A 25192-nucleotide genomic window follows, 5' to 3' on the forward strand; every position below is an offset into this window, starting at 1 on the left:
GCGGCGAAGCTCACCTCGAGAAGTGATTGAAGCGGACCGCCGTGTCGGCCGCGAACCGTGCCGGTTCCGTTACGGTGAGCTACTCCCTGCCGTCGCTCCATTCGGTGGTAAGACCCTCAGCTGGAGTAAAGGCGGCTGGTCAGGTGCGAGGCCGGGTAGCACGGCCGCGATGTCCGAACGCGACATCGAACCGGCTGCGCGGTGATCGGCACGCTGTGCGGTTCGTCCGCGGACGCCGGAAGCCGCGTTGCCGCGACACGGATTCGTGTCCGCTCCACCACGAATACCACGAATGTCCACAATGGATAGTAGGCTGCTACGGCTCGTTCTGGCGGTAATCCGCTGCGTAACACCGCTCAGCTGGGCCTCACCCGTTCGGTCGCAGGGTCGGACTGAAGTCCGTCGACCGCTTATCGACCGGTCACCGACCGTTGAGTGCCGTCGATCGCAGGTGTTTCACTTACCTGGCGATTAACGCCGCCGCCACTGGTACTCAAGTCATGTGCCTCTTTTCACGAGGTGCGACGCAGGGGAAGAGCAGGGCGTGAAGAAGGAGGCGGACTCGTGGCGGTAACACCAGGGCACACCGGCGACGCGGTGGTGACCGGCCGCTCATTTCCCACTCGTGTGGTGCCACCCGTCGAACTTCCGGCGAGTACCTCTTTCCTGGCGGGCGAAGCGGCCGCTCGCCTCGACTGGACCGGCGTCGTGTTGCCCGAGGTGACCATGCTCGGCCGCAAGGTCTCCGTGGTCGCCCGGCTTCGTACCGACGTGCACGCCGAGCGGATCGCCGTCGGCGCGGGCCCGGTCACCGACCGCGCCACCGTGGCGACCTGGACGTGGCCCGAGTTCGCGGAGACCGCTCCGGAGCCCGCGGCCGAGATCGTCGGCGTGCTCGCGGTCGGGCGGCACTGGCGCACCGCGATGGCCGCGGCGGTGCCGTTCGCCCGCTACGGCGATGCCGCGCTGGTGCTGCCTGCGTCGGCGGTCCTCACCAAGGACTACGTGGACAACTGCCTGCCGAGGGCGCGCTCCTACGGGATGGCGATCGTCTCCGCCGACGCCGACGCGCTGGTCGAGAGGGACCTCGAAGGCCGGTCCGAGCGGCTCGTCCTCCCGGAGGACGCCGTCTCGCGCTGGATCAACGAGGTGGTCTACGAGCAGCTGCTCGCGTCCTACGACCTGCCGGTGGCCTAACTCCTGGGTAGCCTCGCGCGTATGCGAGTGGTGATTGCGGGCGGGCACGGGAAGATCGCACTGCGCTTCGAGCGGTTGCTGGCCTCGGCCGGTGATCAGGCGGTCGGGATCATCCGCACCGTCGACCAGGCCGGTGACCTGCGCGATTCCAGCGCCGAGCCGGTGGTGCTCGACCTGGAGAACGCCCTGGTGACCGAGGTCGCGGAGGTGCTGAAGGGCGCGGACGCGGCGGTCTTCGCGGCCGGCGCGGGACCCGGCAGCGGTATCGCCCGCAAGGACACCGTCGACCGGGCGGCGGCGGTGCTCTTCGCCGAGGCGGCCGAAAACGCCGGTGTCCGGCGTCACATCCAGATCGGCGCGATGGGTGTCGCCCGGCCGCCGCGTCCCGGCGCGGACGAGGTCTATACCGCGTACCTGCGGGCGAAGAAGGCCGCCGAGGACGACCTCCGGGCTCGTGACCTGGACTGGACGATCCTCCGCCCGGGAAGGCTGACCGACGATCCCGGGACCGGCGAGGTCCACCTCGCCGAATCGGTCGACTACGGCAGCGTTCCCCGCGACGACGTCGCCGCCGTCATCCAGGCGATCCTGGAGGAAGCGGGCACCTTCGGCCGGACACTGGAACTGGTGGCCGGGAACACGCCGATCGACGAGGCGATCGTCCGCCTCTGACCTCGGGCGACGTGCCCTACTCGGGCACCGGTCCTTCGACCGGGCCCAGCACGCGGTCGAGGTAGGCGTTCGCGAACACCCCGTCGGGGTCGACCTCACGGCGCACCCGCCGGAAATCCTCGAAGTGCGGGTACAGCTTGGCCAGCGTGGCCGCGTCGAGGTCGTGCATCTTCCCCCAATGCGGCCGGCCCGCCACTTCGGCGACGATCGAGGCGAAACCGGCGAAGTATTTCCGGTACGGCATCCCGGTGAACTGGTGGATCGCGACATAGGCCGAGTCACGGCCCTGGGCCGTGGACAACCAGATGTCGTCGGCCGCCGCGACCCTGACCTCGACGGGAAAGGCGACCGGATCGGCCAGTTTCGGTACCAGCGCACGAAGTTCGGCGAGCACGTGGTGAACCGACTCGCGGGGAACGGCGAACTCGGACTCGACGAAACGAACTCCGCGATGCGTCACGAAGACCCGATGAGAGGTGTCGCTGTACTGGCGCGCGGAAAGCGCGGCCGCGGCGAATCGCCCCAACGGCCGGACCAGCCGGGGCATCGCGCGACCCGCCCGGCACAGGGTGCCGAACGCGACGTTTTCCATGATCTCGTAGTCGAAGAACTGCCGTGCCCGGCCCAACGGCCGGCGTGCCGCGCCGACCGGCAGCCGGTTGTTCCGCTTGACCAGCGCGTTCTTGCCGTAGGGGAACCAGTAGAACTCGAAGTGGTCGTTCTCCGCGGCCGACGCGTCGAAGCCTTCCAGAACCTGTTCCAGCGGTTCCGGCCGTTCCTGGGCCGACAGCACGAAGGACGGTTCACAGTGCAGCGTGACCTGGGTGATGACGCCGAGCGCGCCGAGGCCGACCCGGGCCGCGTGGAACAGTTCGGGCCGTTCGTCCGCCGAGCAGGTGACCACCGAACCGTCCGCGAGCACCAGTTCCAGGCGCGCGACCTGCGTCGACAGTCCACCGAAGCGGGCACCGGTGCCATGCGTCCCGGTCGAGATCACGCCCGCGATGGTCTGCGCGTCGATGTCGCCGAGGTTCGTCATGGCCAGGCCGAGCCCGTCGAGTTCCGCGTTGAGCTGCTTCAGCGTGGTGCCCGACCGAACCGTGACCAGCGCTCCATCGGCGTCCACCGAAGAGATCCCGGTCCAGCCGCCGAGGTCGATCGCGTCGGAGTCGGCGACGGCGATCGGGGTGAACGAGTGACCGCTGCCCCACGCTCGCACGCGCCTGCCACCGGCGGCGGCTTCGGCGATGGCCGCCCCGATCTCTCCGGTACTTCGCGGGGTGTGCACGTGCCGCGGATCCGCGCTCGCCGTGCCCGCCCAGTTCGTCCACCCGCTCACGGGCCCCACCTTCCCCTCGATCGCGTCCCGACGTCGTAGGTGAAAGTAATTCGCATTTGGCTTCTTGTTGTCGTACGGTACCTCCATGACCACGTCGAATGTGTACGACATGGCAACCGCGGACCTCGAGCCGCCGCTCGCCGTGCTCGATCTCGACGCCTTCGACGCCAACGCCCGGGACCTGCTCCGCCGCGCCGACGGACTGCCGATCCGGGTGGTCAGCAAGTCCGTGCGCTGCCGTCACCTGCTCGAACGCGTTCTCGCCGAAGACGGCTTCACCGGATTGATGTGCTATTCGCTGGCCGAAGCGCTGTGGCATGCCGAGCGGGGGACCAGTGACGACATCCTGGTCGCCTATCCCAGCGTGGATCGCACCGCGCTGCGCGCGCTGGCGGCCGTCGAGCGGGCGCGCTCGACGGTCACGATCATGATCGACTCGATCGAACACCTCGACGCCGCCGATGTCGCGGCCGGGCCGGACCATCCCGAAATCCGGGTCTGCCTCGAACTCGACGCCTCCTGGCGGCCGTTGCCGATGGTGCACGTCGGCACCCGGCGCTCCCCGGTCTTCACCCCTCGGCAGGCCGCCGACCTGGCCCGGAAAGTGGTGGCGCGCAAGGGTTTCCGGCTTGTCGGCCTGATGGGATACGAAGGTCAGATCGCCGGTATCCCGGACGCGGTGGGCCGGTTTTCGGACCGGCTGGTGGGCTGGATGCAGCGACGTTCGGCGGCGGAACTGGCGCGGCGCCGGGCCGAGGCGGTGCGCCTGGTCCGCGAGATCGCGGATCTCGAGTTCGTCAACGGCGGTGGCTCGGGCAGCATCGAGTCGACCCGCGCCGAGAAGGCGGTCACCGAGATCGCGGCCGGGTCGGCCCTGATCGGTTCCGCGCTGTTCGACGGCTACACACGGTTTCGGCCGCGACCCGCGGCCCTGTTCGCGCTGCCGGTTGTCCACAAGCCCAGCCCGGCGATCGCCACCCTGTTCTCCGGCGGTTTCATCGCTTCCGGCCCCGCTTCCCCTTCGCGCCTGCCGTCCCCGTACCTGCCGGCCGGGCTGCGGCTGCTCCCCTTCGAAGGGGCGGGTGAAGTCCAGACCCCGGTGACCGGAAAAGCGGCCCGTGACCTGCGGCTCGGCGATCGAGTCTGGTTCCGGCACGCCAAGGCGGGCGAACTCGCCGAGCGGTTCGACGAGTACCACCTGCTGCGCGAGGGCAAGGTCATCGCCACCGTCCCCACCTACCGCGGCGAGTCGCGAAACTTCGGCTGATCGACGGCCTGATTTTGTCCACAGGCTGTGGATGAAGTTTCGTGACTCAGCGTCGCGCTCGTGGTGACCCGGCGCAGGCGTGCCCGGCCCGAGAAGGCGGCCGCCTACTCTCCCAGGCGGCCGGCGAGGTAACCCTTGATCAGGTACTTGGACTCTTCGACGATCCGGGGATCGCCCTGGGGGTCTCCGGCGAAGGCGAGCTTGAGCAGCGCGTCGGCGACCTCGATCGCGACCGTCATCACCAAGGACAGCCGCTCGCCGGGGTTCGCCACGTACCTGCGCACCAGTTCGGTAAGCGAATCGGCGATGACCCTGTTGTTGTCACGGCTGTCGTCCAGCAGTTGCCGGTCGACGACGTCACCGAAATGGACCTTGGCGAAACCGGGCACCGATCGGTGCATGGTGAGGTAGATGTCGAGCACCGAGTCGACGACGTCCCACCAGTGCACCGGATCCTCGCGGGCCAGCCGCTCGCTGACCGCGGCGAGGAACCGGTCCACGTTGCGCTGGGTGAGAGCCTGGACGACCGCGCGTTTGTCAGGGAAGAACTGGTAGAGCGAACCGACCGCCACGCCGGCCCGCTTGGCGATCATCGTGGTGGTCAGTGCCTCGTAGCCGACTTCGTCGATCAGCTGTGCGCTGGCGTCCAGCATCAGCTCCACCCGCTTGGCGCTGCGCTGTTGCACGGGTTGCCTGCGGAGCGGGGTGGGCGTCTGGGTGTCCGACACGGCGTGCTCCTTCTGATGCTCTGAACTGCGACTTTAGCGCGTCGGCGGGCTTTGCTCCGGTCGAGGTGAAGAGCTATCGTATGAGAAATTTTCACATTTTGCGGAAAAGGTGGTCCGCCCGTGGAAAACCTGAGCTTTCCCTCCGATTTCCTCTGGGGAGTCTCGACCTCGGCCTTCCAGATCGAGGGCGCGACCAGCGAGGACGGACGGGGGCCCTCCGTCTGGGACACGTTCGGTGAATCCGCGGACGTCGCCTGTGATCATTACCACCGGTATCGCGAAGACGTCGCGCTGATGGCCGATCTCGGCGTCGGCGCCTACCGGATGTCCTTCGCCTGGCCGAGAATCCAGCCCGACGGGGCCGGCGTGCCCAATCCGAAGGGGCTCGCCTTCTACGACCGGTTGCTCGACGCGGTGTGCGAAGCCGGAATCTCCCCGGTCGCCACCGTCTACCACTGGGACACCCCACGGGCGGTCGAAGACGCCGGCGGCTGGTTGGTCCGGGACACCGCCGAACGTTTCGCCGAGTACGCCGCGATCCTCGGCGCACACTTCGCCGACCGGGTGAAGATGTGGATTCCGCTCAACGAGCCCATGGTGACCTCGATCTACGGCTACGGCATCGGCGAATACGCGCCGGGCGAGGTATTGCTGCTCGGCGCCGTGCCCACCGCGCACCATCAGAACCTCGCGCACGGCCTGGCCGTCCAGGCGTTGCGCGCCGCCGGGGCCCGGTCCGTCGGCACGGCCAACCACCACGCGCCGGTCTGGCCCGTGACCGACGGCGACGCCGACCGCGACGCCGCGGAATGGCTCGACGCGCTGCTCAACCGGTTGTTCGCCGATCCGGTGCTGCTCGGCGGCTATCCCGAAGAGATCATCGAGCACCTGCCGGACAGCTACGTGGCCGACTTGCCGACAATCGCCCAGCCGCTGGACTTCTACGGTGTCAACTATTACGAGCCGTACGCCGCCGCGGCCCCCGGTCCGGGCAATCCGTTGCCGTTCGAACTGCGGGCCGTCGAAGGATATCCGCGAACCACCAACGATTCGCCGATCGTGCCCGGCGCCCTGCGTGATCTGCTCGTCGGATTCCACCGGCGTTACGCCGGCCACCTGCCACCGGTGTACATCACCGAAAACGGGTGCAGCTTCGACGGCATCCACGACATCGCGAGAATCAAGTTCCTCGCGGCACACCTGATCGCGGTGCGCGAGGCGATGGACGCCGGGGTGGACGTGCGGGGTTACTTCGTCTGGTCTTTGCTGGACAATTTCGAATGGTCCAAGGGCTACCAGCCGCGATTCGGGTTGGTGCACGTCGACTACCGCACGCAGCGTCGAACCCCCAAGGATTCCTTCACCTGGTACCGGAAGCTGGTGTCCCGATGACCGAACCACTCGACGGTCCTCAGACGGCCGAAGTCACCGAAGCCACCGTGCCCGCCGCGCTGGCCGAGCCCACGACACGGGTCCGGCCCGGCTGGACCGCTCTTCTGTTCCTCGCCAACATCGGACTGTGGCTGGGCATCTACGCCCCGATCCAGGTTCTCCTTCCGGAGCAGGCCGAACTGCTCGACCCGGCGCACAAGGAGGTCGCCTTCGGGGTGGTCACCGGTGTCGGCGCGGTGGTGTCGTTGTTCGCCAATCCACTGGTGGGCCTGGCTTCCGACCGCACGAAATCACGCTTCGGCCGTCGTCATCCGTGGACGATCGCCGGGGCGCTCGCCGGCGCGGCCGGGCTCGCCGTGCTGGCGCTGGCGCCGTCCGTGGTGGTCATGATTCTCGGCTGGTGCCTGGTCCAGGCCGGACTCAACGGGATGCTCGCGACCCTGACCTCCACCGTGCCCGACCGCGTCCCGGTGGAGCAGCGCGCGCACATCGGCGGTCTGGTGGGAATCAGCCAGATGCTCGGCACCGTGCTGGGCGCGGTGCTGGTCACCGTGTTGATCACCGGCCTGACCGGCGGCTATCTCGCCTGCGCGCTGATCGTGGTCGCGGGTGCGGTGCTGTTCGTCCTGCGGACACCGGATCTGCCGCTGCCGCGGGACTGGCCGCTTCCGCGATGGCGTTCCGTGCTGGCCTCGGCGGGAGTCTCGCCACGGAAGCATCCGGATTTCGCCTGGGCCTGGGGCTGTCATTTCCTGATCAACCTCGGCAACGCGCTCGGCACCTTCTATCTGCTGTTCTTCCTGACCGACGCCGTGCACTACCCCGATCCGGCGTCAGGCCTGCTGATCATGATGGGCCTGTACGGCGTCGCGCTGGTAATCGGCGGGCTGTCGGTCGGCAGGCTTTCGGACTCCTCTGGCCGGCGTAAGCCGTACGTGCTCTTCTCCGTGGCCGTCATGGCGGTCGCGGCGCTGATTTTGACCGTCTCGCAGACCTGGCCCGCCGCGCTCGCCGCGTCGGTGCTGCTCGGTCTGGGATTCGGGGCCTACTGGGCGGTGGCGCTGGCCATCCTCACCCAGGTGCTGCCCGCCGCCACCGATCGCGCCAAGGACCTGGGCGTGGTCAATATCGCGAACCTGTTGCCGCAGGTCATCGCTCCGCTGGTGGCGACGGTGATGCTGGCCGATTTCGGTGGATACCCCGGCCTTTTCGCCGCCGCGGGTGTTGCCACGCTCGCGGCGGGAGCCTTCGTCCTCGGGGTCCGCTCGGTGCGGTGAAAGTGGGCCCGCGGGCCGGTGCCGGTCGGGGGAGGGGAGTGCAACGGCACCGGCCCGCGGAGTTCGGGGCCAACCAGGGCGGGGGCGGCCGCGAACCGTGATTTCAGCTGCGACCGTGGTGATCAAGGTACCCCCGGATTGAAGGTCTGGCTAGGGGATCCACTGTTAAGTTTTAGATTAATCGCCGAGCGGCGCTCAGTGAGCGACCTGCGGTACCAGCGCGTGCCGGGCGGCCGGCTCAGGGGCCTTCGTGCCCCGTGTCTGGCTTGGCACGGAAGAGTTCTTCCGGCGCCACGGGCGGCGCAGGTCCTGCTGAGGGGCGAGGCCGCCGGCCACGAGGTGCTCATGGGCGACCTGCCAGACCGAGCACGGTGCCTTGCACCGGTGCCACCTGGTCGAACAGGTCGGGCAGTCGCCTCGCTCGTCCGGCTCGTGCGCGGAGAGCATCGCGCGCCAGCCCTCGGTCAGCCGGGGCAGCTCGGAACGAGCCACCGATACCAGCGAGGGGGCGTCGGCGCGGTCGGCGAGGTCGGCGAGCATATCGAGGCGCTCCCACACCGCGTCGCGGAGAACTTGCCCGAGGATCTGGTCCACGAGGAACTCACCTTTCCGTCAGTTTGGCAGCTTCGTTGAGGGCCGCCCGCAACTGGCCGAGCTGACCTGCGGTAAGGCGCGCCGTTTCGCCCGGCGGACCCACCAGCACCACCTGGTTGTCCTGGACGAGCACGGTGACGCACCGTTCCCGGTTGATCATGTCGCCGCACTGCACGCGCCAGACCAGCTGGCCACTCTCGTACCGGCGCACCTGCGCGGCGCGCGGGTCGGCAACCGCGGGCATCGTGGCCCGAGGGGCCGAACGGAAGGCCTCACGTCCCGGCACCGGCCTCGGGTGCCCGGCGCGTGTCGCCGGAATCGAGTCCACGAACTCCACCGCGTTCAACTCCGCTCTCGTTCGGTTCGGGCTTGCCAACGGGTAATCCGTCGCTCTGCGTGATCGCCGACTGTGTGTGGCCGCTCACGGAGAACTGGTTTCTAGATTGCGATGAAGCCGGGCCGATGAGAAGCCGAACCGGCGGCACAGCGCCGACCGGCGCGGCCTTCACGGTAAACGGTCGCAAGATTTCGGCAGGGCCGATCAGGCTCGGCAAAATGGTGGTTCGCGCGGTTCAATAGTGGTGCCTACGCTGCGAATCAACCCCCAACGGGACGGTGAAGGGGCGCAAATGGACGCCAGCAACGTTGCGGATGCCCGGCAGGGACACCCCATCAACCCTGATGTCTGGGACAAACGGGAGATGCGGGAAGCCCTGGCCGCGCGCGAGGTGAGCGCGGTCTACCGCAACCTCCGTAAGGAAGGCATCTCCCAGCGCCAGATAGCCGCGATGACCGGACAGTCGCAGTCCGAGGTCTCGGAGATCCTCAAGGGTCGTCAGGTCATGGCCTACGACGTGCTCGCGAGGATCGCGGACGGCCTCGGTGTCCCTCGGGGGTACATGGGTCTCGCCTACGACGAGGCCACCGAGATCCAAGTCGTCGGCGCAGCCGACGCGCAGCAGGCTGAGGAGGACGAGTCCGTGAAGCGGCGGAACTTCCTCGCGCACGCCGCCCAGGTGACCATGGGTGCGGCGGTCTTCGGATCGTCCCCGCATTCCTGGGCCGCGAGCCCCGCGAGGACGCCGGCACCAGGCCATATCGGAATGACCGATGTGCGCCAGGTGGAGGCCGCGACAAGGGCGTTGCGCGCGCTCGACTACCAGTACGGCGGCGGCTTCTGCCGTGACGCCGTAGTGGCACAGCTGTCGTGGGGGCAGCAGATGCTCGACTCCTCGGCGGCCACGCCGGTGAGATCGCGCCTGTTCGTCGCATTGGCCGACCTGCACAGCCTGGCCGGATGGACCTCGTTCGACACGGGTCTGATGGACTCGGCGCGCGGGCACTTCGCCAACGCGCTCGAACTGGCCAAGCAGGGAGACAACAACCCGCTGGTGGCGAACATCCTGTACCGGATGGGCCGCGTGTACCTGCACCAGGAAGCCCCGAACGACGCGTTGAAACTGTTCCAGCTGGGACAGATCGCCGCGCAGGAGTCGGGTTCGGAACTGGCGATCGCGGTGCTCGCGGCGAACCAGGCATGGGCCTACGCGATGATGGAGAACGAGGACCAGGCGCTGAAGCTGCTGGGTCTGGCCAAGGACGAGTTCGCCCGTGCCAACGTGGCCGAGGCCGAGGACTGGGTGAAGTTCTTCAACCAGACCGACGTCTACGCCATGATCGGCACCGTTCACACGGTGCTGGCGCGCAAGGTGGACACCGCCCACACTCGCTATGCGATCCCCGCGCTGACCAGGGCGATCGATTCCTACGGCGAGGACATGCAGCGCAGCAAGACGTTCATGCTGAGCGAACTGGCCACCAACCATCTTCTCGACGGCGACATCGACCACGGTTCCAAGGTCGGCCGCACCGCGCTGGAGACTTCGGACGGGTTGAAGTCGGCCCGGATCAAGGACCGCATGGAGCCGCTGAAGGAGGAGGCGGAACGGCGGAAGAACAACCCGGACGCCCGTGATCTCAGCGAGCGCCTGAACGCCTTCTTCGCCGCGTGAACCGCCGATGCGAGACCGGGTAGGCGCCCGGCGCGTGCCGGGCGCGCGAAGCGGCTGAGTAGGCGGGTGTCATGACGGCGGCGATGGCACGAGTCCCGGAAGGACGGTTCACCCAGGAAGAGCTGATGTGGGCGCTGGGCGAGACATCGGCACTGCTGGGTCTCGATCCCCGCGGCGCGAAGCTCATGCGGTTCACCAACAACGCCGTCTACGCGCTCATCACCGCGCCCGTGGTGCTGCGGATCGTCGGTTCACGCGCGCTGCGGCACCGAGCCGCGAAGGTGGTCGCGGTGGCCCGGCATTTCGAGCGGCACGGTATCCCGGCCGTCCGCCTGCTGCCCGGTGTCGACCAGCCCATCGGAGTCGGCGAGCACGTGATCACCGCCTGGGTCCGGGTGGACGGGACCGCTCGGCGCGCCACCGGCGAGGACCTCGGCCGGCTGCTCCGGCGGGTGCACGCCGTCCCGCCACCGGAGGGGCTGGACGAGTGGTCACCGCTGGCCGATGTGCAGGCCAGGGTCGCCGACGCCGAAGAGATCGAGCCCCAGGACCGGCGATTTCTCCTGCGCAGGTGCGCGGAGGTCGAGGCGGCCCTGGGTGAACTGCGGTTTCCCCTCCCGCGGGGATTGATCCACGGCGACGCGCATACCGGCAACGTGATCAACGGTCCGGCGGGACCGGTGCTGTGTGATTTCGATTCCTCCTGCGTCGGGCCACCGGAATGGGACCTGACGCCACTGGCGGTCGGGCGCGAACGCTTCGGCGACCCGGCAGGCCGGTACCGGATGCTCGCCGACACCTATGGCTTCGACGTCACGGCCTGGGAAGGGTTCGCCGTGCTCAGGGCGGTGCGGGAGCTCAAGCTGGCCACCAGCGTGCTCCCCATCGTGCGCAGTCGTCCACAGGTCCGTGCCGAGCTCCGCCGTCGCCTGGACGACCTGCGAAGTGGCGGCGCGGTGGCCCGGTGGTCGAGGTATTCCTGACCCATCGGTCATGGTCGGTGGCATTCGCCGACATAACGTGACCGTTCGTCGTTTGCGCTCTGCACGTGCATTCGGTACGAAATTCGGCCCAACTGGTCATACGCCAATTGGCCCATCGACTACTCCAGTCGTGTCGCCAGTGATTACGTACTGTTAAGTAACTGGGGCTCGGGTCAACACCACGGCGAAGCCGAAGGCCAGTCCCATGGCGGTGAGTTCGAGCGTCGCCCACGCCGCGAAAGCCGTCCGTTCGTGCCGGACGATCCGCGGCATCAGCCGCCACCGGAGGTTGGCGCCCAGGACGGCGATCGCGGCCGTGCAGGCGACCTTCAGCAGCACCAGCCTGCCGTAGGGCGTGGTGAACAGGCCCGCCCAGAAGCCGATGGTCGGGTTGAGCAGGATCTCCACGCATCCGTTGAACAAGCCGGTCGCCGCGGACACCACCAGGCACAGCGTCGCGAGCCGGGAAAACCGGGGCAACGCGTGGGCCAGCAGGGTCCGGTTGGCGAACAACAGCACGGTCAGCGCGCCGAGGCCGCCGGTCCAGGCGACCGCGCTCATCACGTGCAACTCCATCGAGATCATCGTGTAGTCGTGGTAGTTCCAGTTCGCGGCGTGCCCGGTGACCGGCAGCGGCAACAGCGCGAACAGGCCGAGCCCGGCCCGGACCTCGGCCGGCACCCTCTCGCCGTGCCGCAGTGCCAGCATGCCGAGTCCCGCCTGCACCAGCGCGAGCACCGCGACGACCACCAGCGCCTTGCCCGCACCGATCTGGACGACGTAGTCCCGGAGGTCGCGCGGACCGATGTCGGCGGTCTGCGGACGGAACTCGGCGGTCTGGAGCACCAGGGTGACCATCGCGGTCACCGACCACACCAAGGCGCTCGCCACCGCGGCGTGCCGAGCCTTGGCCAGCACCGGATCGGCCAGCTTCGGCCTGTCGTAGCCGACCAGGACGGAGAGCAGGGCGAGCCCCACGGTGGTCACGGCCGCGATGTCGAGCAGCACACGCACGACCGGAATGGCGACCGAGACCACCTCGCTGACGTCCGTCACGCCCGGAATCGGCGTGATCGTGGTCAGCGCCACGCCGATGAGAACGCCGGCCAGCGACCCCGCGACCGCGGAGACGAAGGCGGAGTGGTGAGCCCGCGAGGTGGTCCCGGCCCGGGTCATGCCCTTACGTCCTCGAAGCCGAGGTCGATCCCGGTGCGGGTCATGAGTTGCGCTCCCGGCCCATCCGCAGTGCCAGGGTGAGTCCGATCACCAGCAGGACGACCGCGCCCACGACCCACACCCAGACCGGCACACCGCTCGACCCGCCGGACGATGAGGTCCCCGTGGCCGCGCTCGCGGTCGCGGGGGTGCCGTTGCCCGCCTTGGTGAGGGTGAAGGTGTACTGGTCTTCCACCGGATGCCCGTCGGCGGAGAGGATGCGGAAGCCGACGGTGTAGACCCCGGCGGGGCCCAGCGGGCGAACCGGCGCGGTGACCACGTTTCCGTTGATCGCCACGCTGCCCTCGGCCCACCGCGTACCGCCCGGCCCGGTGACCGCGACCTGGTTGATGTCGCCGCCCTGGACCGGCGCGTCGAAGGTGAGCGTGATCCTGGCGGGCCCGGTTTCCAGCGAGGCGTTCTTCGCCGGATCCGTGGAGATGAGCACGTTGTGCGCGGATGCCGGGGTGGCCGTGGTGACCATCGCGATCGCGGTCAGGGCCAGCGTCGCCAGCATTGCGCGGGCCTTCACGACTTCGTCCCCTTGCGGGAGCGAGTCAGCGCGCCCAGGCCGAAACCGACGCCGAGCGCTCCGGCGGCAAGACCCGCTCCGCCTAGCCAGCGCGCGGTGTCGTCGGAGGTTTTTCCGGCCGGTGCCACGGAAGTGTCCTGCGTGCCCATCGTCGCCATGCCGTGGTCATCGCCCGCCGAGGCCGCGACGAGCCGGACGGTCGGCGCCGGATGCTCCGGCTCCGGGGCACCCGGCGCCGCCACGTCGCTCCACTGGACGACCTTGTTGTTGTCGTAGGTCTGGACGGCGGGAAGCGCGAGACTGTCCACATTGGAGGGAAGAGTGGACGCGGTGATCTCGAACTCCTGGAACTGGTCGGCTCCCTTGGCGATCCCGCCACCGGGCTGCGCGGTCCAGACCACCTTGGTGACCGCCTGGGTGACGTCGAGGTTCTTGCCGTTCTTCACCGGAGCGGGCAGAGCGGTGTTGGTGACCTCCGCGGTCCAGCCCGGAACCGGCCGGTACCGCACGGAGCTGATCGCGTACTCCGGCTTGAAATCCACTTCGACCTTGACGGTCCCCGCGTCGGATTCCTCGTTGGGCACACGGAAGACGATGGTCCCGCTGCCGCCCTTCTGAGGTTGGTTGCCGTACACGTTCGCCGTGACGTGAGCCGACGCGACACCGGCGTCGCACAGCGCCGCGAGACCGAGCGCGCCCACCACGACGGTGGCGCGCAGGAGTTGTTTCCTGGACATGAAAAAGCTGCTCCTGAAAAGGTTTGGGAGACCCGGCGCTGGACCGCGCCGGGTGTGAGGGAAGTTCAGGAGCGCGCGGGCGGACCGCGCCTGCCGTGGATCCGGCGCAGCAGGACGGAGAGGACGGGTTGGTCCTCCGCCGCACGGATCGGTACCGGCGCGGGGCCGGCGGGCACCGGAGCGGGCCGCCACACCACCGGCAGCAGGAGGAGGACACTCGCGGCCGCGGCGAGCAGCATCGTCTCGGCGTGTGCCAGGAGCACGGCGGTCACCGCGGTGGCTCCCGCGTGCGCGACGACCATGCCGCCGGAAGGCGCCGCATGGGCCATCAACCCGGACAACACGAGGTGCATCGCGAGCTGAGCCGTGCCGAGAACCGCGAGGACGCCGACGGGCCCCCTGGTCTTCTCGGCGAGCGCGGCGCCGGTCCACCCCACGAGACCGGTCAGGATCAGGGTCGCCGCGGTGTCGGGCGGGCCGCCGCCGGCGAGCGCGTGCGCGCTGATCGCCAAGCCGGCCGAGGCCAGCGCGAGCAGACCACCACGCACCGTGCGGAGGTCACCTCGTCTGCTCACGCGCTCAGCGTAAGGGACGCTCGTCCATCCGGAGGTGCGACCGAACACGCAAGGGTCGCAGAATTTGAGTGAACGGTTATCTTGCCTGGTCAGCCGCCCTATTGTCACCTTGTCAAGAGGCGTCGGCCGGGCCGAACGGTTGCCCAAACGCCAACGATGCGTAACGGTTGGCCGTCCATTACCAACGTTGCCGGAAGTCGGGGACGGCGCATGAACCTGTTTGACTACGTCGGCGACCGGTGGAGCCGCCTGTCGCTGCAGGCGTGGCTTCACGTGAGCGAGGTCGTCCAGGCCACGCTCCTGGCCGCGGTGATCGGGATCCTGATCGGGGTGGCGGTCTACGCCAGCCCGCTCGGCTCGGCGCTCGCCACCGCGCTGGCCAGCACCATCTTGACGATCCCTTCGTTCGCCCTGATCGGGCTGCTGATTCCCCTGTTCGGTCTGGGGGTGATCCCGTCGATGATCGCGTTGGTGCTGTACGCGCTGCTGCCCATCGTCCGGAACACCATCGTCGGTCTGGGGGCGGTCGATCCGGCCGTCACCGAAGCCGCGAAGGGCATCGGAATGAGCCGTTTCGGTGTGCTCACCCGGGTCGAACTGCGGCTCGCCTGGCCCACGATCCTGACCGGGATGCGGGTGTCCACCCAGATGCTGATGGGCCTCGCGGTGATCGCCGCCTACGCCAAGGGACCCGGCCTCGGGTCGGAGGTGTTCTCCGGCCTGACCAGGGCGGGAAGCGCCAACTCCCTGAACCAGGCGCTGGCGGGCACGCTCGGCGTGGTCATCCTCGCGCTGATCCTCGACGGGATCTACGTCCTCATCGCCCGTTTCACCGTGCCAAGGGGTGTCCGTGTCTGAAACCGTGGAAAACACAGCGGCCGCCGAGCCTGGAGCCACCGGAGAGGGCGACTCCGCCGTCTCCGGAGCCGAGATCCAGCTCGAGAACGTGACCAAGCGTTACCCGGGGACCCGGGAACCCGCGGTCGGCGACGTCACGATGACGATCCCCGCCGGCAAGATCGTGATCCTGGTCGGGCCCTCCGGCTGCGGGAAGACCACCACCCTGCGGATGATCAACCGGCTGATCGAGCCCACCTCGGGCCGCATCACCATCGGGGGAGAGGACGCGCTGCGGCTCAACCCCGACCAGTTGCGCCGCAAGATCGGCTACGCGATCCAGCAGGCCGGGTTGTTCCCGCACTTCACCGTCGCCCAGAACATCGGGGTGGTGCCCGGCCTGCTCGGCTGGGACCGCAAGCGGATCGCCGACCGGGTCGAAGAGATGCTGGACCTGGTCGGCCTCGATCCGAAGGTCTTCCACGACCGCTACCCGCGCCAGCTGTCCGGAGGCCAGCAGCAACGGGTCGGTGTCGCGCGGGCGCTGGCGGCGGATCCCCCGGTGCTGCTGATGGACGAGCCGTTCGGCGCGGTCGACCCGATCACCCGTGGCAACCTGCAGGACGAACTGCTCCGGCTGCAGTCGGCGCTGGGCAAGACGATCGTGTTCGTCACCCACGACTTCGACGAGGCGGTCAAGCTGGGCGACAAGATCGCGGTTCTGGGCACCGGGTCGTCGATCCTCCAGTACGACACCCCGGAGGCGATCCTCGCCAACCCGGCCGACGACACCGTCGCCGGGTTCGTCGGTGCCGGAGCGTCACTCAAGCAACTCACCCTGCTGCGGGTCCGCGAAGTGGAACTGGGCGAGGACCCGGTGCTGGCGCGGCTCGACGAGTCACCCGCCGACGTCCGGCGGAAACTGACCGAGCGGAACGGCACCTATGCCCTGGTGCTCGACAACCGTGACCGCCCGGCGCGCTGGGTCCACATCCGCGACCTCGGCTCGGCGTCCTCGCTCGCCACGGCGGGCAAGCCACTCGGTGACCTGGTGAGTCTCCAGTCGACCCTGCAGGACGCGCTCGAGGCGATCCTCGCCGAAGGCGGTTCGGTGCCGGTGACGGGGCCGCGAGGCGAGTACGCCGGAATGATCGAGCTGGACACGGTGATGGCGACGGTGCAGCGGCTGCGGGAGGAACACTCCTGATGAGCACGGCTACCAGCGGTACTTCAGCCGCGTCCAGCGGTCTGTCCACCGGGTCGGGGGTGCGCCGGGCCGATCGCGCCCGGCTCGTCGTCCAGCCCGCGGCGGTGATCCTCATCGTCGGGGCGGTCCTGATCTGGGCGCTCACCCGCCACAACGACGCGACCGAGGCGCAGACCCTGAACTGGCCGACGTTGCTCAGCGGGACCTGGCAGCACCTGTTGATCACCGTCGCGGTGGCCGCGATCGTGGTGGCCGCCGCGGTCCCGCTCGGCATGATCCTCACCCGCTCCTGGGCCCGCCCGGTCGCGCCGGTGTTCTTGACCATCGCGAACATCGGGCAGGCCGCGCCCGCGCTCGGCATGATCGTGCTGTTCTTCCTGTGGACCAACTGGGAAGGCTTCTGGTGCGCGGTCCTCCCGATCGCCTTCTACTCGCTGCTGCCCGTGCTGCGGAACACCATCGTCGGCATCGACAGCGTCGACCGGTCGCTGATCGAGGCCGCCCGCGGGATCGGGATGTCCTCCTCGGGCGTGCTGTTCCGCATCGAGATGCCGTTGGCGCTGCCGCTGATCCTGGCGGGCCTGCGCACTTCGCTCGTGCTCGCGGTGGGCACGGCGACGCTGGCGTTCTTCGTCAACGGCGGTGGGCTCGGCGAACTGATCGACACCGGTTACAAACTCAACCGCGTGCCGGTTCTGGTCACCGGCGCCGTACTCGCGGTCGGACTGGCGCTGCTCGTCGACTGGGTCGGCGCGGTGCTGGAGCGGTTCTTCGGGCCTAGGGGGTTGTCATGAGGAGGCTTCTGGCCACCGGCGTCGCGGCGATGCTGGCGTGCTCGCTGACGGCGTGCGGTCTGGATGTGAACGCGGCACTGCCCTACGACGTGAAGCCCGGCACGATCCGGCCGGTGCCCAGCCTCGAGGGCGTGCACGTGACCGTCGGTTCCAAGGACTTCACCGAGAACATCATCCTGGCCTATCTCGCCGAACTGGCGCTTTCCGCCGCCGGTGCGCACGTCACGGACATGTCCAACATCAGCGGGTCGAACAGCGCCCGGCAGGCGGTGCTCAACGGGCAGATCAACCTGTCGTGGGACTACACCGGGACGGGCTGGCTTTCCTACCAGGGCAACGACAAACCGGTTCCGGGTGAGCAGGCACAGTTCGACGCGGTGAAGTCGGCGGACGAGAAACTCCACGGGATCACCTGGCTCGACTATTCGCCGGTCAACGACACCTACGCGTTCGGGACCACGGAGGCCTACGCGCGTGACCACAACCTGAAGTCCAATTCGGACATGACGGCGTTCCTGAAGGAACACCCCGATCAGGCGGTGTTCTGCGTGGAGACCGAGTTCGCCAGCAGGCAGGACGGGATGCCCGGGGTGAAGAAGGCCTACGGTTTCCCGACCACCACGGTGAAGACGTTCGGCACCGGGGCGATCTACAGCGCGATCGCGAACGGCACCTGCAACTTCGGCGAGATCTTCACCACCGACGGGCGGATCGCCGGTCTGAACCTCCGCGTCCTGGCCGACGACAAGGCGTTCTTCCCGCAGTACAACGCTTCGATCACGGTCAAGCAGTCGTACCTGGCCCAGCACCCGGCGTTGAACGACGTGCTGGTACCGGTGGGCAAGGCACTCGACAACGCGCAGATGATCGAGCTGTGCAAGCAGGTCGACGTGGACGGCAAGGACCCCGGCGAGGTCGCCCGGGACTGGATGGTCTCCAAGGGCTTCATCAGCTGACCGCGCCCTCGTAGCGGAGCAAGGTGGGTTTACTACGGATGATGCGGCGTTGAATCGGCGGCCGGACGAAAAGCGTGTCCCGTGCAGCGGCCTCCGGCGGACAACCTGCGCTGTGGTCGCCCGCCGTTGCCGCCTCCGGCCGGCAAATCCACCTTCCTCTGAAAAGAGGGTGCGAGGAGGTCAGAGGCCGAGGCGGTGCAGGACCTCGGCTTCCAGGCGTTCGAGCTCGGAGGCGACCGCCTGGTGCGCGGCGCGGCGGCGGGCGGAAGGCATGCGTTCGGCCGCGCGCACCGCGGCGGTGAGTTGTTCCAGCGTCGCCTGTGCGTCGTCGGCCCAGACCAGATCGTCCTTCTTCGCGCGTGCGGAGTGGCGCAGTTCGCTCACCGCCTGCGAGATTCCGGCGATGCGCGCCAGCAGGCCTGCTCCCCGGCCGGTGAACTCCGGCAGCGCCTCCACCGGGACACCGAGCTTGCGGGCCTGGTAGCGGTCGTAGGCTTCCCGCACCGCACCCGCCGCCTTGACCGCGAACGGCGCGAGCACGGGGGCCACGGCCGGTACCACGATCTTGGCCACCGCGACGGCGTTGCGCGCCTTCTTCGGCGTCAGTCCGCTTTCGTCCGCCTTCTTGCGTGCCATGGGTAGAACTTACTGGCATGGTGTGGCCATGAGCATGCCGGACACTCGTACGATGCCGGGTTTCCGTGCCCGGTGCCGCGGATCTTCCGGTGGTGTTCGCCTCGATCGCCTCCGCGCCGCCCGCTGGAACCGGGGCTTCACGCCGCGAGGACAATCTGTCGGTGGGTGCTTCTAAAGTGGTGGGCATGGAACCGGAGGTGCTGCTCGACGCTGGTGCGGTGAGTCGTTGCCGTCGTCGGGTGCATCTCGACCACGACCCGGCGATGCGGGAGACGCCGCTCGCCCCGCCCGACCCGGCGGCCGAACAACGCATGGCGGACGCCGCGACGCATCGCGACCTGATTCGCCGGCGGTTGATGGCGGCGGTCCCCGGCACCTGGGTCACGATCGCTCCCGGCGAGCCGTCGTCCGAACGTGTCCGGCTGACCGAGAGCGCGCTGGCCGAGGGCGCCTCGCACATCTGGGGCGGGTTGTTACCGGCCGATCGAGCCGAGCACCGGCGCGGTGGAGCCGAGTTGCTCGTCCGGGTGGACGGGGGCTACGTGCCGCTGCTGGTCGTCCGGCACCGGATCACCGATCCCGGCACCGGCGCGCTCACCACCGAGGTGGAAGATCTCGACCCAGGGCACGCGGTCGTGGACACCACCCGCAAGGTCCGCTCGCACGCGCGTGACCAGCTCCGGCTCGCCCATCTGCACCGGATGCTGGAGAGCACGGGCCACGCGTCGGATCGTCTGCTCGGCGGGGTGATCGGGCTGGATGCGGACGTGGTGCTCTGGCACGATCTCCAGGCGCCGAACTGGCCGGGCGGCCGTACGGCACTGGAGGAGTACGACGCCCGCTTCGCCGATCGGCTGGCCGTCGCGCAAGCCGCCGTGAGCGGTGGGCCCGCGCTCGCCGAACCGTCCCGTGTCCTGGAATGCCGCACCTGCCCGTGGTGGCCCACCTGCGAGACGGCGCTGAGAGCGGTCCGCGACGTGAGCCTGGTGGTCCGCGGTGAGGACGCGATGGAACTGCGCCGCGCCGGTGTGTCCACAGTGGACAAGCTGGCCGCGCTCGACCCGGCCGACGAGCCCCCGATCCTGTGGACGTCGAGCACGTTCGTGGACGCGGTGGTGCTGGCGCGCGCCTGGCTGGCCGACCTGACGATGGTCCGGAAGGTGCGCGAGGTCCAGGTGCCCCGCGCCGACGTCGAACTCGACGTCGACATGGAGAGCTTCGGAGAATCCGGCGCGTACCTGTGGGGCTGCCTGCTTTCCGGCGCGGACATCGGGCTGGAGCAGGGATACCGCTCGTTCGTCACGTGGGATCCCTTGCCCGCCGCCGACGAGGCGCGCTCGTTCGCGGAGTTCTGGGCCTGGCTCAGCGAAATCCGGGCACGAACGGTGGCGAGGGGGCTCACCTTCCGCGCCTACTGTTACAACGCGATGGCGGAGAACCGATGGCTTTTCGGCTCGGTGGAACGCTTCGCCGGCTTCGAGGGCGTTCCCGGCCGCGCGGCCGTTCAGTCCTTTGTGGACTCCGACGAGTGGGTGGACCTGTTCCGCGGCGTTTCGGAACAGTTCCTGTGCGCGCGGGGCAAAGGCCTGAAGGTGGTCGCGCCGGTGGCGGGATTCTCGTGGCGTGACCCGGAGGCGAACGGCGAGGCATCGATGCGCTGGTACCGGGCCGCGGTCGGCATGGACGGCGAGGCGCCCGACCTGGCCCAGCGGATGCGTCTTCTCCACTACAACGAAGACGACGTCCGCGCCACCTACGCCCTGCGCCGGTGGATGTCCGACTCGGCCAACGCCATCCCGTTCATGGGCGACCTATGACGCCTCTTGCCGGTCCGCGGCTGTCGAGGTGAGCACAGAGCGCGCCGTTGTCGTGCGCACGCAAGGTCGCGGAAAACTCAGCGTGGCGCCATCCGCAGTGCGCCGTCGAGCCGGATGACCTCGCCGTTGAGGTAGTCGTGCTCGATGATGTCCACGGCGAGTTGCGCGTACTCGTCCGGGCGTCCCAGCCGCTTCGGGAACGGCACCCCGGCCGCGAGACCGGCGCGGAACTCGTCGCTGATCGTGGCCAGCATCGGGGTGTCGAGGATCCCGGGCGCGATGGTGACCACGCGAATGCCGTGTGAAGCCAGATCCCGTGCGGCCGGCAGGGTCAGCCCGGCCACGCCACCCTTGGACGCCGAGTACGCCACCTGGCCGATCTGGCCGTCGAACGCCGCGATGGAGGCCGTGTTGATGACGACACCGCGAGCGTCGTCCTCCAGCGGTTCGGTCTTGGCGATCGCCTCGGCGGCAAGCGTGAGCACGGTGAACGTGCCGATCAGGTTGACCTCGATGACCTTCCGGAACAGCGCCAGGTCGTGCGCGCCCTTCTTGGACAGGATCCGCGCGGACGGCCCGATCCCCGCGCAGTTCACCACGGTGCGCAGCGGGACGCCCGCGTCCGACGCGGCTTCGACGGCGGAGCGCACCTGCTCGGCATCGGTGACGTCGGCCTCGACGTAGGTCACGCCGTCGACCGCGGGCGCCTTGGCGATGCCGGCCGGGAGATCGATCGCGAACACCCGGGCGCCCCTGGACGCCAATGCCCGCGCGGTCGCGCCCCCGAGCCCCGAGGCTCCACCGGTGACGATCGCGGCCGTGTCGGTGATCCGCATGCCCTGTCCTTTCCCAGCTCCTGGAGGATTTTCCGCAAGGTTAACGCTCGTTCGCGTGCGACGGGTGTGACCCTGTGAACAGCGTGGTGACGTGCCCACTCCTCGCGAGGAGTATTCGGCCGCGACCACTGCCGTTAGCGCGGAAGTCAACTCCGGCTGTCACCTTCGCAGCATGGGACAAGCTCGGATCGTGGTGGTCGGGACCGGATACGTCGGACTGACCACCGGCGCCTGCCTCGCCGGCCTGGGTCATCGGGTCACCTGCGTGGACGTGGACGAGGCGAAGGTGGCCAGACTCGCCGCCGGGCAGGTGGACATCCTGGAGCCAGGACTGGAGGAACTGGTCTCCCGCGGCCTGTCCGCGGGCAGGCTGTCCTTCGTGGTGGGGGCGCGGCGGGCCGCGGCCGTGGCAGACGCGGTGTTCCTCTGCGTGCCGACCCCGATGGGCGTGGGCGGCGCCGCCGACCTGCGTGCGGTGGAGGCGGTGGTCGCCGAAATCGGTGACGTGCTGCCGTCACGGTGCGCGTTGATCACGAAGTCCACCGTGCCGGTGGGCACGGCAGGGCGGATTCGTGACCTGCTGGGCCGCGACGACGTGCCCGTCGTGGCGAACCCCGAGTTCCTCCGTGAAGGCACCGCGGTCGCCGACTTCATGAGCCCGGACCGGATCGTGGTGGGGTCGGACGACCGCTCCGCCGCCGAGTGGGTCGCGGGCCTCTACCGCGACCTGGCGGCGCCGAACGTGATCACCGACGCGGCCAGCGCGGAAATGGTCAAGTACGCGGCGAACTGCTTCCTGGCCATGAAACTGTCCTACGTCAACGCGATCGCCGAACTCTGCGAGCGGCTGGGCGCCGACATCCTCGCGGTCACCGAGGGAATGGGCTACGACCGTCGCATCGGCCGGTCCTTCCTCAAGCCGGGTCCGGGCTGGGGTGGGTCGTGCCTGCCCAAGGACACCCATGCCCTGGTGCAGGTGGCCGACGCCGCCGGCTTCGACTTCACCCTGCTCTCGGCGGCGATCGTGGAGAACATCGCCCAGCGTGACCGGATCGTGGCGAAGATCGCGGGGGCCGTCGGTGGCCTCGCCGGTGCCCGGATCGGGGTGCTCGGCCTCGCGTTCAAGGCCGGGACCAGCGACGTGCGGGACTCCCCGGCGCTTTCGGTGGCGTCGATGCTGGCCGCGCACGGAGCCGAGGTGATCGCCTACGACCCGGCGGTCGGCGGAGGCTTCCCCGGCATGAACGTGGTCGACGACCCGTATCAGGTGGCCAAGGGTGCCGACGGGATCGTGGTGCTCACCGAGTGGGACGAGTTCCGCAAGCTCGACTGGACCTACCTCGCGGAGCTGATGCACGGCGAGGCGGTCATCGATACGCGGAACCTGCTCGACCCGCAGGCGGTCCTGGACGCCGGCCTGTCCTGGCTGGGCCTCGGGCGTCCCCGCCGCACGCGGGCCTCGCAGGGTGACCTGACCACCGCCGGACGGCCCTGAGTACCGTCGCCGTCGTAACCCAAGAGTCGCTTCTCGGCCGACGCGGACTCCTCGGACGTGCCGTAGTTTGCAGGGGTGTGCCGGGCTTTCCGCATGAGTGCCGCAGCGCGGAGCGCTTCCGTTGAGGGTGGTGGTGGGCGACGCATGATGGGGATCGCAGCGCGGAGCGCTTCCGTTGAGGGTGGTGGTGGGCGACGGGTGGGCTTCCTGCTGACGGTCGTGCCGATGGCCGTCGTACTGGGCGGAACCACGGCGGCCGGCCACGTGCAGCCGGGAACACCCCCCCTCGACCTCCTGGGCTACGCCTGGCTCGTCGCGGCGGCGTTGCCCTTGCTGGTTTCCCGCCGGTTCCCCCTGTCGGCGTTCCTCGCCGTCTCCGCTTTCACCTGGTCGTATTACGCGTCGGCTTACCCCGATGGCCCTGCCGCGGTGCTGCCGACCATCGCGCTGTTCACGCTGACCCGGCGTCGCGGTCCGCTGGTCGCCGGCGTCGCGGGCGCGGGAACGCTGCTGGGCGTTCTGGTGGGGCATCTTGTGCTGGGCGACAAGTTGACGTTCGACGCACGGGCGACGCTGTCCGTGGTGTGGCTGGCGGCTGTGCTCGGCATCGGGACGGCGGCGCGTAACCGGGGCGTGGCCGTGCGCGCGGCGCGGGATCAGGCCGCGGAGCGGCAGCGCCGGCTCGCCGAGCACGAGCGGTTGCAGATCGCCCGTGAGGTGCACGACGTGGTGGCGCACAGTCTCGCGATGATCAACGTGCAGGCCGGGGTGGCCGCGCACGTCGCGGACCGGCGGCCGGAGCAGGCCGTCGAGGCATTGCGCGCGATCAAGGACGCCAGTGCCGCCGCGCTGGCCGACCTGCGGGCGACCGTGGCGGTGTTGCGGACCGGCCAGGGGCTCGGGCCGGCGCCCAGCCTGTCCCGGCTCGAGGAGCTTCTGGAGCACACCCGGGCCACCGGCCGCGAGGTGCGCGTGCACGGGTCACCAGGAGAACTGCCGGCGCCGGTGGACGTCGCGGCCTACCGGATCCTGCAGGAGTCCCTCACGAACGTGGTGCGGCACGCGACCGATGCCCGCACCGTCGATGTCCACTTTGGATGGAAGAACGGGATGCTGGAGCTGGTGGTGGCCGACGACGGCCGCGACGCGACCGAACCCACGGCGGGATATGGCCTGCGCGGGATGTCGGAACGCGCGGCGGCGCTCGGTGGACGTCTCGATTTTCGCGTCCTCGACGGTGGTTTCGAGGTTCGGGCCGAGATTCCGGTCGAGACGCGCGGACTCGTGGAGGAGCGCCGATGACCATCCGGGTGGTACTCGCCGACGACCAGACGTTGGTGCGTGGCGGTTTCCGGGTGTTGCTGGAGACCGAAGACGGCTTCGAGGTGTGCGGTGAGGCCGCCGACGGCGCAGAGGCGGTGCGGCTGGCCCAGGAGGTGCGGCCGGACGTGGTGGTGATGGACATCCGCATGCCCGGGACGGACGGGTTGGAAGCGACCCGGCGGATCACCGGCGATCCCAACCTGGCGAGCGTGCGCGTGCTCGTACTGACGACCTTCGACGTCGACGAATACGTCTACGAAGCGCTGCGGGCGGGCGCGAGCGGGTTCCTGCTCAAGGACATCGAACCGGTCGAGTTGCTGCGCGCGCTCCGGGTGGTGGCGGCCGGCGAGGCGCTGCTCGCGCCGACGGTGACCAGGCGGTTGATCGCCGAGTTCGTCGGCAGACCCGAGCATCGCCGCGTCGACGCCCGCGCGGTCCGGCAGATCACCGACCGGGAACGCGAAGTGCTCGCCCTTGTCGCCGGTGGGTTGTCCAACGACGAGATCGCCGAACAACTCGTCATCTCCACGGCCACGGCGCGTACGCACGTCAGCCGCGTCATGACCAAGGTCGGTGCGCGTGACCGCGCGCAACTCGTCGTGCTGGCGTACGAGTCCGGTCTGGTCCGCCCTGGTTCACCGGGAACGTAGGCCGGAGATCAGCCGCACCACGAACACCACGGCCAGTCCGATGACGATCGAGACCTGCAACCACATTCGAGCCCTCCCTTTCGACCATGGTCTGTCGAGAAGGCGCGCGAGCGCCGGTCGA

At 69.1% G+C, this 25192-nt stretch carries 25 protein-coding genes; 15 read left to right on the top strand and 10 right to left on the bottom strand.

Translation table 11 applies throughout. The features are described from left to right. The first annotated feature begins 564 nt into the window (after positions 1-564). Positions 565-1197, top strand: coding sequence for a hypothetical protein (locus ACFSXZ_RS17185; protein ID WP_378266026.1), 633 nt, complete (start codon positions 565-567; stop codon positions 1195-1197). 21 nt (positions 1198-1218) lie between these two features. Then, the gene (locus tag ACFSXZ_RS17190) at positions 1219-1869 is read left to right on the top strand and encodes an NAD(P)H-binding protein (RefSeq protein WP_378266027.1); all 651 of its coding nucleotides are present in this window, start codon (positions 1219-1221) and stop codon (positions 1867-1869) included. A 16-nt stretch (positions 1870-1885) separates the two neighbouring features. On the opposite strand, the gene ACFSXZ_RS17195 is transcribed toward ACFSXZ_RS17190, so the two are convergent. Next, positions 1886-3208 (bottom strand): D-arabinono-1,4-lactone oxidase, encoded by a 1323-nt coding sequence (locus ACFSXZ_RS17195; protein ID WP_378266028.1) that lies wholly within the window; start codon positions 3206-3208, stop codon positions 1886-1888. An 85-nt stretch (positions 3209-3293) separates the two neighbouring features. On the opposite strand from ACFSXZ_RS17195, the gene ACFSXZ_RS17200 reads away from it, so the two are divergent. Beyond that, a complete protein-coding gene (locus tag ACFSXZ_RS17200; protein WP_378266029.1) occupies positions 3294-4475 on the top strand; it encodes an amino acid deaminase/aldolase in 1182 nt (393 codons plus the stop codon). Positions 4476-4579: 104 nt separating this feature from the next. Here the strand turns inward: ACFSXZ_RS17200 and ACFSXZ_RS17205 are convergent, their stop codons facing one another. Then, complete coding sequence (locus ACFSXZ_RS17205) at positions 4580-5203, bottom strand: TetR/AcrR family transcriptional regulator (protein WP_378266030.1); 624 nt, start codon at positions 5201-5203, stop codon at positions 4580-4582. 120 nt (positions 5204-5323) lie between these two features. Between ACFSXZ_RS17205 and ACFSXZ_RS17210 the strand changes: the two genes are divergently transcribed. Further along, complete coding sequence (locus ACFSXZ_RS17210; protein ID WP_378266031.1) at positions 5324-6595, top strand: GH1 family beta-glucosidase; 1272 nt, start codon at positions 5324-5326, stop codon at positions 6593-6595. After that, a complete protein-coding gene (locus tag ACFSXZ_RS17215) occupies positions 6592-7872 on the top strand; it encodes an MFS transporter (RefSeq protein WP_378266032.1) in 1281 nt (426 codons plus the stop codon). Before ACFSXZ_RS17210 ends, ACFSXZ_RS17215 begins: the two co-directional genes overlap by 4 nt. A 195-nt stretch (positions 7873-8067) precedes the next feature. Here the strand turns inward: ACFSXZ_RS17215 and ACFSXZ_RS17220 are convergent, their stop codons facing one another. Next, positions 8068-8466 carry a hypothetical protein gene (locus ACFSXZ_RS17220; protein WP_378266033.1) on the bottom strand — a complete coding sequence of 133 codons (399 nt, stop codon included), beginning with the start codon at positions 8464-8466 and terminating at the stop codon, positions 8068-8070. A gap of 7 nt (positions 8467-8473) precedes the next feature. Next, a complete protein-coding gene (locus ACFSXZ_RS17225; RefSeq protein WP_378266494.1) occupies positions 8474-8803 on the bottom strand; it encodes a hypothetical protein in 330 nt (109 codons plus the stop codon). Positions 8804-9095: 292 nt separating this feature from the next. Here ACFSXZ_RS17225 and ACFSXZ_RS17230 point away from each other — a divergent pair, with 292 nt between their 5' ends. Together ACFSXZ_RS17230 and ACFSXZ_RS17235 are read left to right on the top strand one after the other, a co-directional pair. Continuing rightward, positions 9096-10478 carry a tetratricopeptide repeat protein gene (locus ACFSXZ_RS17230; RefSeq protein WP_378266034.1) on the top strand — a complete coding sequence of 461 codons (1383 nt, stop codon included), beginning with the start codon at positions 9096-9098 and terminating at the stop codon, positions 10476-10478. Between the two features lie 71 nt (positions 10479-10549). Continuing rightward, positions 10550-11461 carry a phosphotransferase enzyme family protein gene (locus tag ACFSXZ_RS17235; RefSeq protein WP_378266035.1) on the top strand — a complete coding sequence of 304 codons (912 nt, stop codon included), beginning with the start codon at positions 10550-10552 and terminating at the stop codon, positions 11459-11461. Positions 11462-11614: 153 nt separating this feature from the next. Here ACFSXZ_RS17235 and ACFSXZ_RS17240 read toward each other — a convergent pair whose 3' ends face one another. The 4 genes from ACFSXZ_RS17240 to ACFSXZ_RS17255 all read right to left on the bottom strand — a co-directional run bounded on the left by ACFSXZ_RS17240 (position 11615) and on the right by ACFSXZ_RS17255 (position 14520). Next, entirely contained in the window at positions 11615-12637 is a 1023-nt protein-coding gene (locus tag ACFSXZ_RS17240) for a copper resistance D family protein (RefSeq protein WP_378266036.1), read from the bottom strand. 40 nt (positions 12638-12677) lie between these two features. Continuing rightward, positions 12678-13193 carry a copper resistance CopC family protein gene (locus tag ACFSXZ_RS17245; RefSeq protein WP_378266495.1) on the bottom strand — a complete coding sequence of 172 codons (516 nt, stop codon included), beginning with the start codon at positions 13191-13193 and terminating at the stop codon, positions 12678-12680. 11 nt (positions 13194-13204) lie between these two features. Then, entirely contained in the window at positions 13205-13945 is a 741-nt protein-coding gene (locus ACFSXZ_RS17250; RefSeq protein WP_378266037.1) for a YcnI family copper-binding membrane protein, read from the bottom strand. A 65-nt stretch (positions 13946-14010) separates the two neighbouring features. Then, the gene (locus tag ACFSXZ_RS17255; RefSeq protein WP_378266038.1) at positions 14011-14520 is read right to left on the bottom strand and encodes a hypothetical protein; all 510 of its coding nucleotides are present in this window, start codon (positions 14518-14520) and stop codon (positions 14011-14013) included. 210 nt (positions 14521-14730) lie between these two features. Here ACFSXZ_RS17255 and ACFSXZ_RS17260 point away from each other — a divergent pair, with 210 nt between their 5' ends. From ACFSXZ_RS17260 to ACFSXZ_RS17275, 4 genes are read left to right on the top strand one after another with little or no spacing between them, the layout of a single operon-like run. Then, positions 14731-15378: an ABC transporter permease gene (locus tag ACFSXZ_RS17260; RefSeq protein ID WP_378266039.1), complete on the top strand. Its 648-nt coding sequence runs from the start codon at positions 14731-14733 to the stop codon at positions 15376-15378. 4 nt (positions 15379-15382) lie between these two features. Further along, positions 15383-16564, top strand: coding sequence for an ABC transporter ATP-binding protein (locus ACFSXZ_RS17265; protein ID WP_378266496.1), 1182 nt, complete (start codon positions 15383-15385; stop codon positions 16562-16564). After that, positions 16564-17358: an ABC transporter permease gene (locus ACFSXZ_RS17270; protein ID WP_378266040.1), complete on the top strand. Its 795-nt coding sequence runs from the start codon at positions 16564-16566 to the stop codon at positions 17356-17358. Before ACFSXZ_RS17265 ends, ACFSXZ_RS17270 begins: the two co-directional genes overlap by 1 nt. Beyond that, positions 17355-18314 (top strand): glycine betaine ABC transporter substrate-binding protein, encoded by a 960-nt coding sequence (locus tag ACFSXZ_RS17275; protein WP_378266041.1) that lies wholly within the window; start codon positions 17355-17357, stop codon positions 18312-18314. Before ACFSXZ_RS17270 ends, ACFSXZ_RS17275 begins: the two co-directional genes overlap by 4 nt. A 180-nt stretch (positions 18315-18494) precedes the next feature. On the opposite strand, the gene ACFSXZ_RS17280 is transcribed toward ACFSXZ_RS17275, so the two are convergent. After that, positions 18495-18950, bottom strand: a complete 456-nt coding sequence (locus ACFSXZ_RS17280) for a DUF6474 family protein (RefSeq protein WP_378266042.1) — start codon at positions 18948-18950, stop codon at positions 18495-18497. Between the two features lie 185 nt (positions 18951-19135). On the opposite strand from ACFSXZ_RS17280, the gene ACFSXZ_RS17285 reads away from it, so the two are divergent. Continuing rightward, positions 19136-20767 carry a TM0106 family RecB-like putative nuclease gene (locus ACFSXZ_RS17285; protein ID WP_378266043.1) on the top strand — a complete coding sequence of 544 codons (1632 nt, stop codon included), beginning with the start codon at positions 19136-19138 and terminating at the stop codon, positions 20765-20767. Positions 20768-20844: 77 nt separating this feature from the next. On the opposite strand, the gene ACFSXZ_RS17290 is transcribed toward ACFSXZ_RS17285, so the two are convergent. Beyond that, a complete protein-coding gene (locus tag ACFSXZ_RS17290; RefSeq protein ID WP_378266044.1) occupies positions 20845-21603 on the bottom strand; it encodes an SDR family NAD(P)-dependent oxidoreductase in 759 nt (252 codons plus the stop codon). 172 nt (positions 21604-21775) lie between these two features. Here ACFSXZ_RS17290 and ACFSXZ_RS17295 point away from each other — a divergent pair, with 172 nt between their 5' ends. The 3 genes from ACFSXZ_RS17295 (at position 21776) to ACFSXZ_RS17305 (ending at position 25071) form a co-directional block, all read left to right on the top strand. After that, positions 21776-23098, top strand: a complete 1323-nt coding sequence (locus ACFSXZ_RS17295; RefSeq protein WP_378266045.1) for a UDP-glucose dehydrogenase family protein — start codon at positions 21776-21778, stop codon at positions 23096-23098. Positions 23099-23245: 147 nt separating this feature from the next. Further along, the gene (locus tag ACFSXZ_RS17300) at positions 23246-24400 is read left to right on the top strand and encodes a sensor histidine kinase (protein WP_378266497.1); all 1155 of its coding nucleotides are present in this window, start codon (positions 23246-23248) and stop codon (positions 24398-24400) included. Beyond that, entirely contained in the window at positions 24397-25071 is a 675-nt protein-coding gene (locus ACFSXZ_RS17305; RefSeq protein ID WP_378266046.1) for a response regulator, read from the top strand. The genes ACFSXZ_RS17300 and ACFSXZ_RS17305 overlap by 4 nt, the downstream gene beginning before the upstream one ends. Positions 25072-25192 lie beyond the last annotated feature (121 nt).

This window comes from Amycolatopsis pigmentata, from assembly GCF_042684065.1.
Classification (GTDB): domain Bacteria; phylum Actinomycetota; class Actinomycetes; order Mycobacteriales; family Pseudonocardiaceae; genus Amycolatopsis_E; species Amycolatopsis_E pigmentata.

What these genes read in the sequence shown, in the direction of transcription:
- ACFSXZ_RS17190 (WP_378266027.1), top strand. Translation starts at nt 1,219, where the DNA reads ATGCGAGTGGTGATTGCGGGCGGGCACGGGAAGATCGCACTGCGCTTC.
- ACFSXZ_RS17200 (WP_378266029.1), top strand. Translation starts at nt 3,294, where the DNA reads ATGACCACGTCGAATGTGTACGACATGGCAACCGCGGACCTCGAGCCG.
- ACFSXZ_RS17215 (WP_378266032.1), top strand. Translation starts at nt 6,592, where the DNA reads ATGACCGAACCACTCGACGGTCCTCAGACGGCCGAAGTCACCGAAGCC.
- ACFSXZ_RS17230 (WP_378266034.1), top strand. Translation starts at nt 9,096, where the DNA reads ATGGACGCCAGCAACGTTGCGGATGCCCGGCAGGGACACCCCATCAAC.
- ACFSXZ_RS17235 (WP_378266035.1), top strand. Translation starts at nt 10,550, where the DNA reads ATGACGGCGGCGATGGCACGAGTCCCGGAAGGACGGTTCACCCAGGAA.
- ACFSXZ_RS17240 (WP_378266036.1), bottom strand. Translation starts at nt 12,637, where the DNA reads ATGACCCGGGCCGGGACCACCTCGCGGGCTCACCACTCCGCCTTCGTC.
- ACFSXZ_RS17245 (WP_378266495.1), bottom strand. Translation starts at nt 13,193, where the DNA reads ATGCTGGCGACGCTGGCCCTGACCGCGATCGCGATGGTCACCACGGCC.
- ACFSXZ_RS17250 (WP_378266037.1), bottom strand. Translation starts at nt 13,945, where the DNA reads ATGTCCAGGAAACAACTCCTGCGCGCCACCGTCGTGGTGGGCGCGCTC.
- ACFSXZ_RS17260 (WP_378266039.1), top strand. Translation starts at nt 14,731, where the DNA reads ATGAACCTGTTTGACTACGTCGGCGACCGGTGGAGCCGCCTGTCGCTG.
- ACFSXZ_RS17270 (WP_378266040.1), top strand. Translation starts at nt 16,564, where the DNA reads ATGAGCACGGCTACCAGCGGTACTTCAGCCGCGTCCAGCGGTCTGTCC.
- ACFSXZ_RS17275 (WP_378266041.1), top strand. Translation starts at nt 17,355, where the DNA reads ATGAGGAGGCTTCTGGCCACCGGCGTCGCGGCGATGCTGGCGTGCTCG.
- ACFSXZ_RS17280 (WP_378266042.1), bottom strand. Translation starts at nt 18,950, where the DNA reads ATGGCACGCAAGAAGGCGGACGAAAGCGGACTGACGCCGAAGAAGGCG.
- ACFSXZ_RS17285 (WP_378266043.1), top strand. Translation starts at nt 19,136, where the DNA reads ATGGAACCGGAGGTGCTGCTCGACGCTGGTGCGGTGAGTCGTTGCCGT.
- ACFSXZ_RS17290 (WP_378266044.1), bottom strand. Translation starts at nt 21,603, where the DNA reads ATGCGGATCACCGACACGGCCGCGATCGTCACCGGTGGAGCCTCGGGG.
- ACFSXZ_RS17295 (WP_378266045.1), top strand. Translation starts at nt 21,776, where the DNA reads ATGGGACAAGCTCGGATCGTGGTGGTCGGGACCGGATACGTCGGACTG.
- ACFSXZ_RS17300 (WP_378266497.1), top strand. Translation starts at nt 23,246, where the DNA reads ATGGGGATCGCAGCGCGGAGCGCTTCCGTTGAGGGTGGTGGTGGGCGA.
- ACFSXZ_RS17305 (WP_378266046.1), top strand. Translation starts at nt 24,397, where the DNA reads ATGACCATCCGGGTGGTACTCGCCGACGACCAGACGTTGGTGCGTGGC.